The sequence below is a fragment of the Luteimonas terrae genome (assembly GCF_031457535.1).
GTDB classification, from domain to species: domain Bacteria; phylum Pseudomonadota; class Gammaproteobacteria; order Xanthomonadales; family Xanthomonadaceae; genus Luteimonas; species Luteimonas terrae_A.
In genome coordinates, this window is record NZ_JAVDWO010000007.1 from 221,132 (window position 1) to 234,410 (window position 13,279).

The following is a 13,279-nucleotide window of genomic DNA, read 5'->3' on the forward strand; positions in this document are numbered from 1 at the left end:
CCATCTGCGACGACTGCACGCAGCCGCGTTTGTTGCCGCGCTCGGTGCAGCCAGCCGCAGCGTTCTCCACCTGCATGACGCAATGGTCGTATGCGGCCAGCGGCATTCCCACTGGCCTGCGGTATGCCGACTGTCAGATCCCTTTGCGGCAGTTTGGCCGAACCCATGGCATTTCCGCTGCCGACATGCGCGCCGTGTTCGAAGGCGTGCAGGTGATCGAGCGGGCCTACGTAGCGGCGCACATCGAGTTGCAGGCGCAGGCGCGCCCGGATGAGTAGCCGCACCACCAGCTTTCGCGTGCAGTTCGAGGTCGACGGCGACGGCAAGGTCAACGCCGCGTTCGGCAATCTTGCGCAGCGCGGCGAGCAGGCGCGCAAGGCCGCCGAAGGCGTGGGGCAAGAACTGCTGCAGGTGGCCGACCGCGTCGACAAGGCCGGCAGCCGCACGCGACAGTACGCCCGCGACGTGGCCGTGCTGGAGGCCGCGCAGAAGGCCGGGCTGATCACCCAGAAGCAGCACGGCGAACTGCTGGCACAGGTCAAGGACGATCTCACCGCCACCGACTGGAAGCGCTATCAGGCCGGCGCCGCGGCGGCGGGCGCGGTGATCGGTACCGCGCTCGTCGGCGTGCTGGCACTGACCATCCGCAACACCATCCAGGCGCAGCGCGAGCTGGCGCAGCTCGACGCCATTCTGCAGAGCACGGGCGCCGCGGCCGGCTACAACCGCGAGCAGCTGCTCGGCATGGCCGAGGGCCTGTCCGCGGTGTCCACCTTCAGCGGTGGCGAGATTGTCGAAGCGCAGACGCGCCTGCTGTCCTACAGCGGCATCCTGGGCGAAAACATTCCCCGGGCAATGCAGGCGGTCATCGACCAGTCCGCGCGCCTGGGCATCAGCGTCACGCAATCCGCCGAGACAATCGGCCGCGCGCTCGAATCGCCGGCCAAGGCTGCCGCAGCGCTGGCGCAGCAGGGCTTCGGTGCGGCGTTCACCAAGGACGTGCGCGACACCATCGACGCGATGGTGGCTGCCGGGCGCGAGGCCGAAGCGCAGCGCATGATCCTCGACATCCTCGAGGAGTCCTACGGCGGCGCGGCGAAGGCGGCACGCGACACGTTCGGCGGCGCGCTCACCGCGCTGCGCAACGCGCTCAACGACGTCACCACCGGTGGCGACGGCAGTCTGGAAGGCGCGCGGCAGGGCATCGAAGCGCTGGTGTCCGTGCTGGAAGACCCGGCCACGCGCCAGGCGTTCGGCACCATGGTGCAGGGCGTCGCATCGGTCAGTGCCGAATTGCTACAGGGCATCGGACTGCTCGGCCAGTACATGGGCGAGTGGAACAAGATGCGCGCCCTGGGCAGCGGTGCGCTGCAGCGTACCGACGCCGATCTGGACAGCTTGAACAAGCGCCTGGGCGTGGTCGGGCAGCTGATCCGCGATATCGAGGCCGGTAACAGCACGCGCGGGCAGCCGCTGCCCGGTTCCACGGTGACGCCGAGCGGCCGCCGCGACGTGCTCAACCGCCTGCAGGCCGAACGCACCGGCCTGATGACGGAGATCCGCAACCGCAACCGCACCGAGCTCAACACCACGGTGGCGCCGCAGTTCTCCGCCGTCACCGGCGGCGCCAACCGCCAGCGCACCGGCACCGGTGATCTGGTCAATCCGGAAATCCAGAAGGAGATCGACGCAGTCAAGCAGCAGGCCGCCGCCTACGGCCTGTCGCGCACGGCACTGGCCGAACTCAACCGCGAGAAGGCGCTGGCCAGCGCCACCAACGACACCGAACGCGCGGCGATCAACAGCAGCTACGACGCGCTGGTCAAGCGCATCGGCGCCGATGAGTCGGCGACCAAGGGCGCGCAGACCGCCAAGCGCGCCCGCGACGAACAGCGCCGCGCCGAAGAGCAGCTCACCCAGCTGTTCGAGCGCACCACCGCCTCGTACCGCGAACAGATTGCGCTGCAGAACGACGCCACCGAAGCCGCGCGTATCCACTACTCGATCGCGAACGGCGCACTGGCCGCCATGTCCGAACCGCGGCAGCGCGAGATCCTGCAGCTGGCGGAAGCCCGAGACGCCCAGCAGCGCCTGGACGCCGTGCGCCGCGAAGGCCTGGCGCTGAGCGAATCCCTCTACAGCCCGCTCGAGCGCATGCGCGCCCTGCAGGACGAATACACCGCCGCACTGGCGCGCGGTGCGATCGATCAGGACACGTGGAACCGCCTCATCTCCGAATCCCGCGCCGAGCTTGACGCCGCCGAAGAGTCCGCGCGCCGCAACTTCCCCAGCATGAAGATGCTGATGGAGGACTTTGCGGAAGGCACGCAGATGCGCATGGGCGACGACTTGTTCGACGTCTTCAGCGGCAACGCCGATCGCATCCAGGAACGCTGGAAGAGCCTGCTGCTGCAGATGGCCGCGGACCTCGTGGCCAGCAAACTGATGGAAGGGTTCGGCAGTGCCGGCGGCGCGGGCGCGGCGGGCGGTGGCACAGGGTTCTGGGGTTCGCTGTGGTCCTCGGTCGCGGGTGCTTTCGGTGGCGGGCGCGCCACGGGTGGCGGCGTGCGCGGACAGGGCATCTACGAGGTCACCGAGCAAGGCCGGCCTGAACTTCTGCGGCAGGGCACCAAAACCTTCCTCCTGCCAGGCGCCGACGGTGTCGTGGTGCCAGCGACCGCGGCCGCCTCCGGTGGCGGTGGCATGGTCAGCGCGCCACCAGCCCGCATCGAGATCAACAACTACGGCAGCGATCGCGTGGAAGCGCGGGAGCAGACAAGCATGGGCGCCAACGGGGAGCTGATGCGCAAGTACGTCATCGACATTGGCCGCGAGCAGCTGGCTGGCGGCGCGTGGGCGGGCGACATCAAGCAGCGGTTCGATGTGCGGGATCGCGTCTGATGGCTGTGTTCCCGCCCGATGTGCACATCCTGTTCCAGGGCTTCGGCGAGGCGTTTGATCCGTCGGTCGAGCGAACCGAAATGGAACGCGGCCTGCCAAAACAGCGCGTGCTGAACTCTCAGGTCCTGATGCAGGTGAACGCGACGCTGTTGTTCAGCAGCAAGGCTTCCGCAGTTGGCTTCGAAGACTGGTATTTCGACACGATCAAGCGCATCGGCGAGTTCGATTTCGTACATCCCCGAACCGGCACGACGCATCGTGGGCGGTTCCGGGGCGGCAACATCGGCACGCTTGTTCCGAGGAACCCGCGCTACACCCGCTCGACCCGGGACGTGGTGCTGGAGTACCTGCGGTGAGCACGTTCACTGAACGGCGCCAACGCAACTTCGACCCGAAGGACACGGCGCCAATACTGCTGTTGGAAATCAGCGCGCCGTCGATCCCCGAAACACTTCGGTTGGTCAACGACACGCAGAACTGCACCAGCAACGGGCTGGAGTACATCGCGTGCCCATTCGGATTCAAGTTGCCCACCGATGCCCCAGGCCAGACGCCGCGGTCGCAGTTGGTGATCGACAACGTGGGCCTGGGCATGACACAGGACCTCGAAGCGCTACAGCCCAACGAGTTGGTGATGTGCGTGCTGCGCCTCACCGACCGCGCCAACCCGGATGTCTACGAGCGCACGTACCGCCTACCGATGACCAACGTGTCTGCCGGAACCGGCCAGGTGACGGCCCAGTTGGGCGTCGACTTCCTCATGCGGCAGCAGGCCGTGCGGCTTCGCTACAACCCGTTCAATTCGCCGGGGCTGTTCTGATGCGGCTGGCCGAGGTGGAGCGGTACACCGAAATCCCCTACTGCGAAGACACGTTCGACTGCGCCGACTGCGTGGTGCTGGTGGAGCGCGACCTGTTCGGGCGTGAGGTCACGCTACCGAACGGCCGCCCCCGCGGCGCGCGCGGGCAGGCCGCCTTGGGCGAACTGTCGAAGCCATACGGCGTGCGCACAGACGCACCAAACGATGGCGATCTGGTGCTGATGTTCGAGCGAGGTCGCGCCGCACACGTCGGCGTCTACTTCCATCTCGCCCATGAGGGCTGGGTGCTGCATTGCAACGAGCGCAACGGCTGCAGCGTGCTGCACCGCGTCCGCGACCTGCCGGACTTCGGCGCTCCAATCGAGGGTTACTACACATGGGCCTGATGGAATGCCCGGCTGGCCACGGCCAGCTGATCACCACGCCGCACCCGGTGACGCTGGAAGGGCAGACCAACATCGCGGCGGAGTTGATCCCCGGCGAGACGCTGGGCGCGTTCCTGCGCCGCTCGGTGCCGGACTGGACCGGCGACGCGTGGGAGGTCCGCATCAACGGTGTGCTGATGCCGGTGGAGGTGATGGACCGCGTGCGGCCGAAGGACGGCACCGTCATCGAGGTGCGCGGCGTCGTGCGCAAGCAGGCGCTCTACATCGTCGCGATGATTGCGCTGACGTACTTCACGATGGGCGCCGGTGCGGCTTGGGCCGGCGCGCTCGGTGCCACCGGCATGGCCGCCACTGCGGTCTACGCCGCGGCGTTCGTCGCTGGATCGATCCTGATCAACAAGGTGCTCGGGCCGAAGCCGGCGAGCAGCGGCGGACAGGCGCAGCAGCAGACGGTCTACAACATCGGCGCCGGTCGCAATCAGGCCCGCCAGTACCAACCGCTGCCGCTGGTCTTCGGCACGGTGAAGTTCGCGCCCGACATCGTCAGCGCACCGTACAACTGGTACGAGGGCGACGATCAATATCTGGGCATGGTGCTGACGCCGGGCATCAATGCGCACAGCTTCGAACCGTTGTTCAATGGTGACGCGCTGCTGTCGTCGTTCCAGGGCGTGCAAGTCTTCCAGTCCGGCTTCCCCGCCCTGGCGCAGCAGCAGATCCCGCTGTACAGCAATGCCGACACCATCACGGGTGGCGAGCTCAACAAGAACCAGACGTGGGTGCAGCGGACAACGCCGGCAGGAACCGTTCGAGTGCAGATCAACCTCGAATACATCCTCGGCGACATGACGAGCAAGCAGAAGCCGTATCTCAACGTCGAGACGGTCGAGTCGCAGTTCCGCCCGGTCGGCACGACGAACTGGCTTCCGCTGATCTCGCGCGACTTCGCCAACAGCAGCTACGACCCCAAGCGCGCGACGCTGTCCCGCGACGTTGCCGAGGGCCAGTACGACGTGCGCGTGCGCATTCGCGGACGCGCGGTGGATGGCGGTGGATCGAACGGTCGATCGCAGTGGAACTGGACCACGATGACCGCGGTGCAGGCGGACACCGCCACCTATGCCGGCATCCCGCGCATCGGCGTACGCATCAAGGCGACCGGCCAGCTCAACGGCGCGCCAGACGAGCTGCGCTGCGTGGTGCATAGCCGGCCAATCCCTGTGTGGAAGGGCCCGGGCACCGGCTGGGTCACCGAGGAGACAAGCAACCCCGGCGCGCAGATCCTGCAGTACTCCCGCGGCATCACCGACGAAAAGGGGCACCGCATCGGCGGCATCGGCCTGACCGACGACATGATCGACATCGCCGCCCTGCAGGCGTTCATGCTGCACTGCGCGGCGAACAGCTTCGAATACAACTACGTCGTCAAGGACGCGCGCAGCCACGACGAGATGGTGAACTCCCTCGCGGCGGCCGGCTTCGGCCAGGTGACGTGGGCCGGCGGCCGGCTCTCTGTGGTGTGGGCCGCTGTTGATCAACCGCTCTCCGGCGTGGTCAACATGGCCACGATCAAGAAGGGCGAGTTCCAGGTCGACTACACGCTGGCCAACGCCGCCGATGGCGTCGAGGTGACCTACTTCGATGTCGAGGCCTGGGAGACCCGGACCATCCGAATCCCCGCCCCCGGCGTCACAACGATGCTCAACCCGGCGCAGATCGCGCTGGAGGGCGTCGGACATGAGTGGCACGCGGCGATGCTCGGGCGCTGGCACTTGGCGCAGTCCCTGTACCAATACAAGGACATCAGCTTCGCCACCGACATCGAGCATCTCAGCTACCAGCGCCTGTCGCTGCTGTCGCTGTCGCACGACCTCACGCAGTGGGGCTTCAGCGGCCGCCTGCGCGGCGCCTCGATCGTCGGCGGCGTGGTGTCGCTGGCACTGGACGAGCCGGTGCGCGCGCCGCCTGCTGGGTCTGCATACATCGGTTTGCGCATCCCGGGCGAGCGCACCTACCGCGTGTTCGGCGTGCAGGCGTTCACCGGTGAGAGCAACTCGCTCACGCTGACCAGCGCGTGGCCGAACGACGCGCCGTTGCCTGGCGACACTGCGGGCAACCCTGCGCACGACACGCTCTGGTGCTACGACTTCAAGGCCACGCCCGGCTACCGCGTGCGCGTGGTCGCGATCGAGCCGGAGAGCGATCTCAAGGGCGCGCGCGTGGCAGTCGTTCCGGAGAGCCCCGAGTTCTGGCACTACGTGCTGACCGGCGAGTACATCCCGGCGCCGAACGAGAGCCTGCTGCAGACGCGCCCGATCGCCTCGAACCTCGGCATCTCGGAGCGCCAGGTAGTGCAGGGCGACACGGTATTCACTGAACTGGTCGCCTCGTTCGAGATCACCGGCCCGGTCGGCGACGTCGTCGTCCAGATGAGCAACGAGAACGGCGAGCTCGAGGAAGTCGCGCGCACCACCACGCGCACCGCGGCGTGGCGCATCCCCGGCGCCGGCACGTACCAGGTCGTCGTTCGCCCGTTCTCGCCCGACGGCCAGCCCGGCGTGGCCGTGGCCACGATCTACAGCACGATCGGCGCCGACGCCCCGCCGGTGCTGGTCGACCTGTTCGACGTCGAAGAGCGCAGCGGCGGCGTGCGGCTTTACACCTGGGGATGGCTGACTGGCACCACGCAGTCGGCCGACTTCGCGGGCGTGGAGATCCGGTATGTCGCCGGCAACGTGCCTGCGCCCGAGTGGGAAGCGATGACGCCGGTAGGCGAGGACGGCTATCACACGGCGCCCTTCGAGGCGGTCATCCCCGAGTCCGGGCAATGGACGTTCGCCGCGCGCTCGCGCAACACCAGCGGCACGCTGTCGACGGGCATGCGCGTGCTGACCAAGACGCTCGGGAAGAACCTGGGCGAGCAGATCGGCGGCATCGGCGAGTCGCTAGACGAGATCACACAGCGTCAGGTCGAAGAGCAGGCGCGTCTCGACCAAGCCATCTATGACAGTGCGCAGGCAGCGCTTGCCAATGCGAGCGCCATTGCGGCCGAGTCACTCGCGCGCGCGCAAGCGCTCGCCGACGAGGCGTTGGTGCGAGCCGATGGCGACGCGGCGCTGGCCGATGCCGTGCTGCAGGAAGCGACGAACCGCGGCACGGCGATCACCAACCTGCAGACGATCATGCAGTCAGCGGACGAATCGCTGGCGCAGGAGATCGCGCAGATCAGCGCCGGCACTGGCGAGCAGTTCGACCCGGCGCGCATCTGGTACTTCGACACGGATCTGGAGGCATGGTCGGGCAACGGCACACCCACGGTGGTCGATGGCTGGCTGCGCCCGGCGAATCACGCCAGTGCACCCTACGTCCAGTCGCCCGACAACCTGGGCATCGACGGCAGCGCCTACCGGTTCGCGAAGCTGCGCATTCGCCGGGTGGGCGCGCCGGCCTGGCGGGGCGCGGTGCAGTGGACCACCACCACTGACAACGTGTTCAACACCGCCAAGCAGGCGACCATCCCCGAACCCACGTTCGATGCCAACGGCGTGGCCACGATCGATTTCCGCGACATTGCCTGGTGGCCGGCCACAGTGCGCCGTGTGCGCCTGCTCGTGTCGACGGCGCAGACGGCTGCAAGCTACTTCCTGATCGACTGGATCGCAATCGGCAGGCCGACACCAGGCGCAGGCGTCGCCGCATTGCAGGAAGAGCGCACAGCCCGCATCGCGGGGGACTCGGCGGAGGCCACGCAGCGGAACACGCTTGCGGCACAGTTGCGCGGCGCCTACGAAGGCACGGACGTTGCCGGCGTGGCCACCGGCCTGATGTACAGCGAGCGGACTGCGCGCGCCACGGCCGACGCCGCCAACCTGGGCGCGCTGTCGGCAGAGGTGACAGCTCGCGAAACCCTGCAGGCGCAGGTCACCGACGCCACGACCGGGCTACCGGCCACGCGTGCACGGCTGATCGCAGAGGAGACCGCACGCGCGGATGCGGACACCGGATTGAGCCAGCGCATCACGGTCACCGAGGCCGCCGTGGCCGCGCCGAACTTTGCGGCGGTGAAGTCGTGGCAGTTCGTCAACGCCAGCCCCGGCTACAACGGATTCAGCGTCGCCAACGCCAGCCTATCGTCGTTCGTCGCGCCATCGAACTTCGGCGCAACGGCAGTCACTGCGACGGCGAATGATCCGAACTTCGTCACTCCCATCTTCGAGATTGATGGGAAAACAGCTAACGTCGTGCGCGCGCTGGTGCGTCGCCGTTCCGGCGACTCTGCGTGGGATGGGCGGTTGTTCTGGGCCACGCCTTCGCACACCTTTCAGATGGCGAATTCGGCCGTCAGCGACAAGACACCAAGCCGAGGCGGCGGCGCCTCCGACTGGACGATGATCGAGTGGAATCTGTCCACCGATGCCGACTGGAATTCCAGCACAATTACACGGCTGCGCTTCGACTTTGACGGCGGTGCCGCATCGATCGTCGATGTGCGCTCGATCAGCATCGGCATCAAAGACGGGACGCTCGCATCGTCGGCCAGCGTCGCTGCGGTCGAGCAGGCATCGACCTCCGCAGACCTGGCGCAGTCGATTCGCACCGGGCTCATTGAAGCGCGCATGTCCGACAGTACCGGGCAGCTTGCGTCCGCCGCCAGCGTACTTGCGGCGTCGCAGGCGGCTGCCACTGCTACCGGTGCGGTCGCGCAGGACTTGGCCAGCGTCAGCGTGCAGGTCAACGGGCAGAGTGCCAGCATCACCAATCTGTCGGAGGTCAGCGCCAGCGCAACAAGCGGCAACGCAATCTTGGACCCGAGTTTCGAGTCTCCTGCAGCTGGCATGTGGTCGTTCTCTTCCGCGTCGATTTCGTTGGGGATTAACAACCCGCGGACCGGCGCGAACTGTCTGACGATGTTCGGTTCGGCAACACCAGGACATGCTCGTAATTCAGGTGCCATGACCCCTGTGAAAGTGGGTGACACCATCCCCTTGCAATTTTGGGTGCGCAGGGGTAGCGCGGTTCCAAACGGCTATTGTCGGATCAACGTGCGTTGGTTTCGCTCCAACAAGACCGAAATTTCGTATGTGGGAACTAACTGCAGTACAACCTCGGCGACGACCTCTTGGGCGCTAGTTCCGGGGAGTATCACCGTGCCGGCCGAGGCTGCGTATGCCCAATTTGAGATGGCAACGACCAATACCGTGACAACGGCGGCCTACGTGGTCGATGACGTAGAAGCCGTCATGCCCAACAGCGTGACCACCGCCGCCCGCGCAAAGAACACTGTTGTGCTCGACGTGAACGGCAACGTGTCCGGCACGGTAAACGAGAACGACGGCACTCGGTCGGTGTTCTCGATCATCGCAAGCGTGTTCCGCGTGATCAGCAGCGGGAGTGCCGGGCTTGACTGGGAGAATGGCCATCTGCGGGCGTACTTCGCCGGCGCCCAGCTTTTGCTGGGGTCGAACTTTGGCACCGGCGACCTGATGATGTGGGCAGGCCCGAACGTCGGCGCGGCGAACTGCACCAAGGCCAACGGACTCTTCTGGCTCGACAGCGTCGGCACGGGCTACTTCGCGGGTGAAGTGCTGCAAGGCGTGCTGCGCGCGTTCGAGAGCAACACGACGGTCAGCACGACCGCCACAGTGTCCACTGGCACGATCAACACCAAGACCAAGGCGGTCGCGGTGCAGGGGCGCTTCAACTACTCAGCGGTCCAGGCGTACAACGGCGCGACCAGCAACATCACCCTGGGCACCGGCTCGACGCGCGCCACGGTGTTGCTGGAACGCCGCTACCGGAATGCCGACGACACCGCATGGGAGTCTTTCGTCACCCTGGCCGAACAGCCGCTTATGGGCGGCGTGGAGGTGACGAATCTGTCCGATGGGCCGAGCGTGATTCAGTGGTCGATCAATGGGCAGATCAGCGCCACCGATGCGGCAAGTGTGCGGAAGCGCGAGTACCGAACCCGCGTCGTCAGCCTCTCCCGACAGGCGCACAGCGTGACCAACCCAGGCACCACGCCGGCAATGGTCCAGAACCAGTACCAATCGATCGAGAGCATGGAGTAACGCATGACCGACACTGCCCCCGCACAGCTGTTCGCCCCCGAGGATGTCGTCGTGGATCTCGACGGCACGAATGCAGACGTGCTCTACGCCATGCGCGCGGAGTTTTTCTTCACGCCCAACGAGGACGGCACGCCTTCGAACAACGGCAAAGCCGTGTTCCACACCCAGTGGTGGCACTACAGCGGCACGATGAAGCGCGGCGAGTCGATGGGCCCGCGCGTCGAGAGTACCGTCGAGGAGCTGCTCGCCGAGGTGTACGACACACCGCTCGGCCCGATCTCGGCGGCGCACATCGTGCTCGGGATCAAGGCTGCCTACACGCGCCGGGCGCGGCAGCAGTTGGGTCTGGATCTCCCCCTCCTGGCGAAGGACACACACGAATGATCACAGCCGCCCAAGCGCGTGCGGTCAGCGACCTGGCGCGCGTTCATTCCGAACGACTGGAAGACGCGAGGGAACAGAACCGCATGGAGATGCAGAAACTGCAGGACAGCTTTGGCTGGCGTGACCCGGCCGGTGCGTTACTGGCTCAGCTGCCACGCGCTTCGAAGGGTTAAGTGCCGCCGGCGTACCATTCCGGCCATGGACCACCCGCCGCCCGAATGGCACATCGAAGCGTACGGCGACGAGCTGCGGTACCGCGGCCTGCCGATCGCCCGGATCACACCGGAGCCGGACGGCAGCGTGGAGGTGCGGACGCGCTGCTACAGCGAGGGTCACACGCACAGGCGACGCTTGGCGACGACGACGGGTGGGCGGCGCTACGTCGAGGCCTGGATGCGCAAGTGGGGCGCCGACGCCCTGCGCGAGGTGAACAACCGGGTGGATTCGGCCCGGATCGAGGCCGAGTACCGGGCATCGCTGCCCAAGGTTGAGATCAAGCCGGACCCACGAAGGCCGCGGAGAGGCAGAAAGCCCTTCTGATCCAGTGCAGCGTCAGCACAGGGGGCGACGCCAGCAGGGCCCGGCGGTGCAATGGGGGCATCTTCCGGCGGATGCGTCGATGTCCATCAAGCAGGTACAGCAGATGCTCGTCGATGCCGGGTTCAGCCCCGGCGCGGTCGATGGTCTGTGGGGCAGCGCCACGCGCAATGCAACACCCTCACCGGCGCCGCCGGTCGAATCGCCCGCGGCCCTGATTGACCGCACCGTGCTCACGCCCGCGTTCGAGGCACTGCCCGAGCGCCTGGACACGCCCGCCGCACGCGTCATCCTGCTGGCCATCTGCGGGCAGGAAGCCGACTTCCACCACCGCTGGCAGGTCTTCGACCGGACCAGGCCGCTAGCAATGGGCGCCGCACGCGGGCTGTGGCAGTTCGAACGCGGCGGTGGCGTACGGGGCGTGCTCACGCACCCGGCCTCGCGCACGCTGGCCGCCGAGGTGTGCCGGCGCATGGCCGTGGCGCCCACCGTCGACGCCGTCTACAGCGCGCTGCATGCCAATGACTGGCTGGCAGCGTGCTTCGCCCGCCTGCTGCTGCTGACCAACCCGCACGCGTTGCCTGCCGTGGGCGATGTCGAGGGCGCGTTTCAGCTCTACCTGCGCGAGTGGCGCCCCGGCGCCTGGACCAACGGCAACACCGCACAACGCGAGACCCTGCGCCGCAAGTGGACCGGCTACTACGCCCAGGCGAGGGCGGCGCTCGGACTATGAGCTACGTCAAACCCTCCCTCTACGCTGCCGCAGCCGCCATGCTGGCCGCCGTAGCGACGCACGGCAAAGGCTTCGTCGAATCGCTCCATGCGGCGTGGCTGTTCCTGCGGCTGGTCAGCGCCGACATGCCGCTCGGCCTGGCGTCGTTCCTGTTGGCGCTGGGGCTGTCCACGCTGGTGGTCGCATCCCTGCGCACGCATGTTCCGCACTCGGCGCGTTTCCCCGCGCACGCCCGCACGCTCGGCATCGAGGCGTTTGTGTTGCTGGTAGGCATCGTGACCATGTACGTCCAGCTCCCCACGCTGTTGGGCGTTCTGCTGGGCGTCGTGGCAGGGCTTGGCGGGCCACTGATGCATCGCATGGTCGCGGCAGCTGCGGCCACCTTGCGCGGCCAGGCGTCGTGCAAGCCACCGGAGTCGCCGTGAGCCCTGCGGAAGACTTCGAACAGCGCATCACCGTGGAGACGCAGCGCGCTGCGCAGCAGGCCGCGCTGATCATCAAGAGGCACTTCGACATGCAGGCATTCCCGAAGGTCGACCAGCACGGCGTGAACCGCGTCGGCTGGAATCACCCCGTCGACAAACGCCCCATGCCCGTCAACGTGGCGGACCTGCTGTTGCGCAGCAACCTGCAGCTGGCGCGCACGGTGCTGCAGGAACGCGTGTTCACCGCACTGGCGAAAGGGCAGGTCAGCACCCTGCGCCTGGCCGCGCTCTACGCCCTGGCCGAGACCATCGGCCCCGAACGCGTGCGCGACATGCCCGAGCTGTGGGCCGCGCTCGAGGCCGGCCGCTGGGCCGATGTGGGCGTGCACATCATCAACTGCAACTGGACCGGCCTGGTGGGCAGCAGCGATCGCAACAAGCAGATGTTCTCCTGGCTGCTGGTCGCCCTGACCACCGGCATCGAACCGCAGGGCAGCGTGTCGTGAACGCCATCCTCGGCTGGCTCATCGCCGGCGCACTCGGGCTGGCCACGCTCACCGGCGGCTTGGGCTACTGGGCCGGCAAGCGCGCCGAGCGCACCGCCTGCGAACGCGACACCGCCACCGCCGCCATCGCCCCCGCCCAGAAACTCGCCAAGCGCGACGCCGCCATCGACAGCATCGCCGACGACACCGCCACCCAGCGCGCCACCGGCGCCTACGCCATCACGAGCCAAAGCCATGAAGTCATCGAACGCATCCGCACCGTCGAAGTGCCTGGCGATTGCACTCGCGTGCCTGATGGCATCGTGCGCGAGCACACGGCCACCCGCGCCGACGTCAACGCCCAGATCCGAGGCAGCGTGCGACCCGCCACCGCCGGCCCCGGTGCCGCCAGTCCCGACATCGCACCCTGAGTACAGCGCGTGGGTGGAAGGGCTGCTGTGGCTCTATGGCCTGGCCGCGTTCCATGATCGGGTGAGCATGGAGTGTCGGGGACGGGTGCGGGCAGAGAACGCCGGC

Annotated in this window: 13 protein-coding genes; all 13 read left to right on the plus strand. The window is 67.3% G+C overall.

Annotated elements, in window-relative coordinates; translation table 11 throughout:
- Nucleotides 1–74 precede the first annotated feature (74 nt).
- Nucleotides 75–278, plus strand: coding sequence for a hypothetical protein (locus tag J2W68_RS10355; protein WP_430539708.1), 204 nt, complete (start codon nucleotides 75–77; stop codon nucleotides 276–278).
- The gene (locus J2W68_RS10360) at nucleotides 271–2,901 is read left to right on the plus strand and encodes a phage tail length tape measure family protein (RefSeq protein ID WP_310235456.1); all 2,631 of its coding nucleotides are present in this window, start codon (nucleotides 271–273) and stop codon (nucleotides 2,899–2,901) included. Before J2W68_RS10355 ends, J2W68_RS10360 begins: the two co-directional genes overlap by 8 nt.
- Entirely contained in the window at nucleotides 2,901–3,257 is a 357-nt protein-coding gene (locus J2W68_RS10365; RefSeq protein ID WP_310235459.1) for a hypothetical protein, read from the plus strand. The genes J2W68_RS10360 and J2W68_RS10365 overlap by 1 nt, the downstream gene beginning before the upstream one ends.
- Entirely contained in the window at nucleotides 3,254–3,721 is a 468-nt protein-coding gene (locus tag J2W68_RS10370) for a DUF1833 family protein (protein WP_310235462.1), read from the plus strand. The genes J2W68_RS10365 and J2W68_RS10370 overlap by 4 nt, the downstream gene beginning before the upstream one ends.
- Nucleotides 3,721–4,107 (plus strand): NlpC/P60 family protein, encoded by a 387-nt coding sequence (locus J2W68_RS10375; protein WP_310235465.1) that lies wholly within the window; start codon nucleotides 3,721–3,723, stop codon nucleotides 4,105–4,107. The genes J2W68_RS10370 and J2W68_RS10375 overlap by 1 nt, the downstream gene beginning before the upstream one ends.
- A complete protein-coding gene (locus tag J2W68_RS10380; protein WP_310235468.1) occupies nucleotides 4,098–10,178 on the plus strand; it encodes a host specificity factor TipJ family phage tail protein in 6,081 nt (2,026 codons plus the stop codon). The genes J2W68_RS10375 and J2W68_RS10380 overlap by 10 nt, the downstream gene beginning before the upstream one ends.
- A gap of 3 nt (nucleotides 10,179–10,181) precedes the next feature.
- A complete protein-coding gene (locus tag J2W68_RS10385) occupies nucleotides 10,182–10,562 on the plus strand; it encodes a hypothetical protein (protein ID WP_310235471.1) in 381 nt (126 codons plus the stop codon).
- Nucleotides 10,559–10,735 (plus strand): hypothetical protein, encoded by a 177-nt coding sequence (locus J2W68_RS10390; RefSeq protein WP_310235473.1) that lies wholly within the window; start codon nucleotides 10,559–10,561, stop codon nucleotides 10,733–10,735. The genes J2W68_RS10385 and J2W68_RS10390 overlap by 4 nt, the downstream gene beginning before the upstream one ends.
- Before the next feature lie 25 nt (nucleotides 10,736–10,760).
- A complete protein-coding gene (locus tag J2W68_RS10395; RefSeq protein ID WP_310235476.1) occupies nucleotides 10,761–11,102 on the plus strand; it encodes a hypothetical protein in 342 nt (113 codons plus the stop codon).
- Nucleotides 11,103–11,181: 79 nt separating this feature from the next.
- The gene (locus J2W68_RS10400) at nucleotides 11,182–11,832 is read left to right on the plus strand and encodes a peptidoglycan-binding domain-containing protein (protein WP_310235479.1); all 651 of its coding nucleotides are present in this window, start codon (nucleotides 11,182–11,184) and stop codon (nucleotides 11,830–11,832) included.
- The gene (locus J2W68_RS10405; RefSeq protein WP_310235482.1) at nucleotides 11,829–12,257 is read left to right on the plus strand and encodes a hypothetical protein; all 429 of its coding nucleotides are present in this window, start codon (nucleotides 11,829–11,831) and stop codon (nucleotides 12,255–12,257) included. The genes J2W68_RS10400 and J2W68_RS10405 overlap by 4 nt, the downstream gene beginning before the upstream one ends.
- Nucleotides 12,254–12,763, plus strand: coding sequence for a hypothetical protein (locus J2W68_RS10410; protein ID WP_310235484.1), 510 nt, complete (start codon nucleotides 12,254–12,256; stop codon nucleotides 12,761–12,763). Before J2W68_RS10405 ends, J2W68_RS10410 begins: the two co-directional genes overlap by 4 nt.
- On the plus strand, nucleotides 12,760–13,173 hold the full coding sequence (locus tag J2W68_RS10415) for a hypothetical protein (RefSeq protein WP_310235487.1): 414 nt from the start codon (nucleotides 12,760–12,762) through the stop codon (nucleotides 13,171–13,173). The genes J2W68_RS10410 and J2W68_RS10415 overlap by 4 nt, the downstream gene beginning before the upstream one ends.
- The last annotated feature ends 106 nt before the right edge of the window (nucleotides 13,174–13,279 follow it).

Bases quoted from the DNA above. Each gene is read 5' to 3' on its own strand.
- J2W68_RS10390 (WP_310235473.1), top strand. From the start codon at position 10,559: ATGATCACAGCCGCCCAAGCGCGTGCGGTCAGCGACCTGGCGCGCGTT.
- J2W68_RS10380 (WP_310235468.1), top strand. From the start codon at position 4,098: ATGGGCCTGATGGAATGCCCGGCTGGCCACGGCCAGCTGATCACCACG.
- J2W68_RS10365 (WP_310235459.1), top strand. From the start codon at position 2,901: ATGGCTGTGTTCCCGCCCGATGTGCACATCCTGTTCCAGGGCTTCGGC.
- J2W68_RS10395 (WP_310235476.1), top strand. From the start codon at position 10,761: ATGGACCACCCGCCGCCCGAATGGCACATCGAAGCGTACGGCGACGAG.
- J2W68_RS10385 (WP_310235471.1), top strand. From the start codon at position 10,182: ATGACCGACACTGCCCCCGCACAGCTGTTCGCCCCCGAGGATGTCGTC.
- J2W68_RS10375 (WP_310235465.1), top strand. From the start codon at position 3,721: ATGCGGCTGGCCGAGGTGGAGCGGTACACCGAAATCCCCTACTGCGAA.
- J2W68_RS10360 (WP_310235456.1), top strand. From the start codon at position 271: ATGAGTAGCCGCACCACCAGCTTTCGCGTGCAGTTCGAGGTCGACGGC.
- J2W68_RS10405 (WP_310235482.1), top strand. From the start codon at position 11,829: ATGAGCTACGTCAAACCCTCCCTCTACGCTGCCGCAGCCGCCATGCTG.
- J2W68_RS10355 (WP_430539708.1), top strand. From the start codon at position 75: ATGACGCAATGGTCGTATGCGGCCAGCGGCATTCCCACTGGCCTGCGG.
- J2W68_RS10400 (WP_310235479.1), top strand. From the start codon at position 11,182: ATGTCCATCAAGCAGGTACAGCAGATGCTCGTCGATGCCGGGTTCAGC.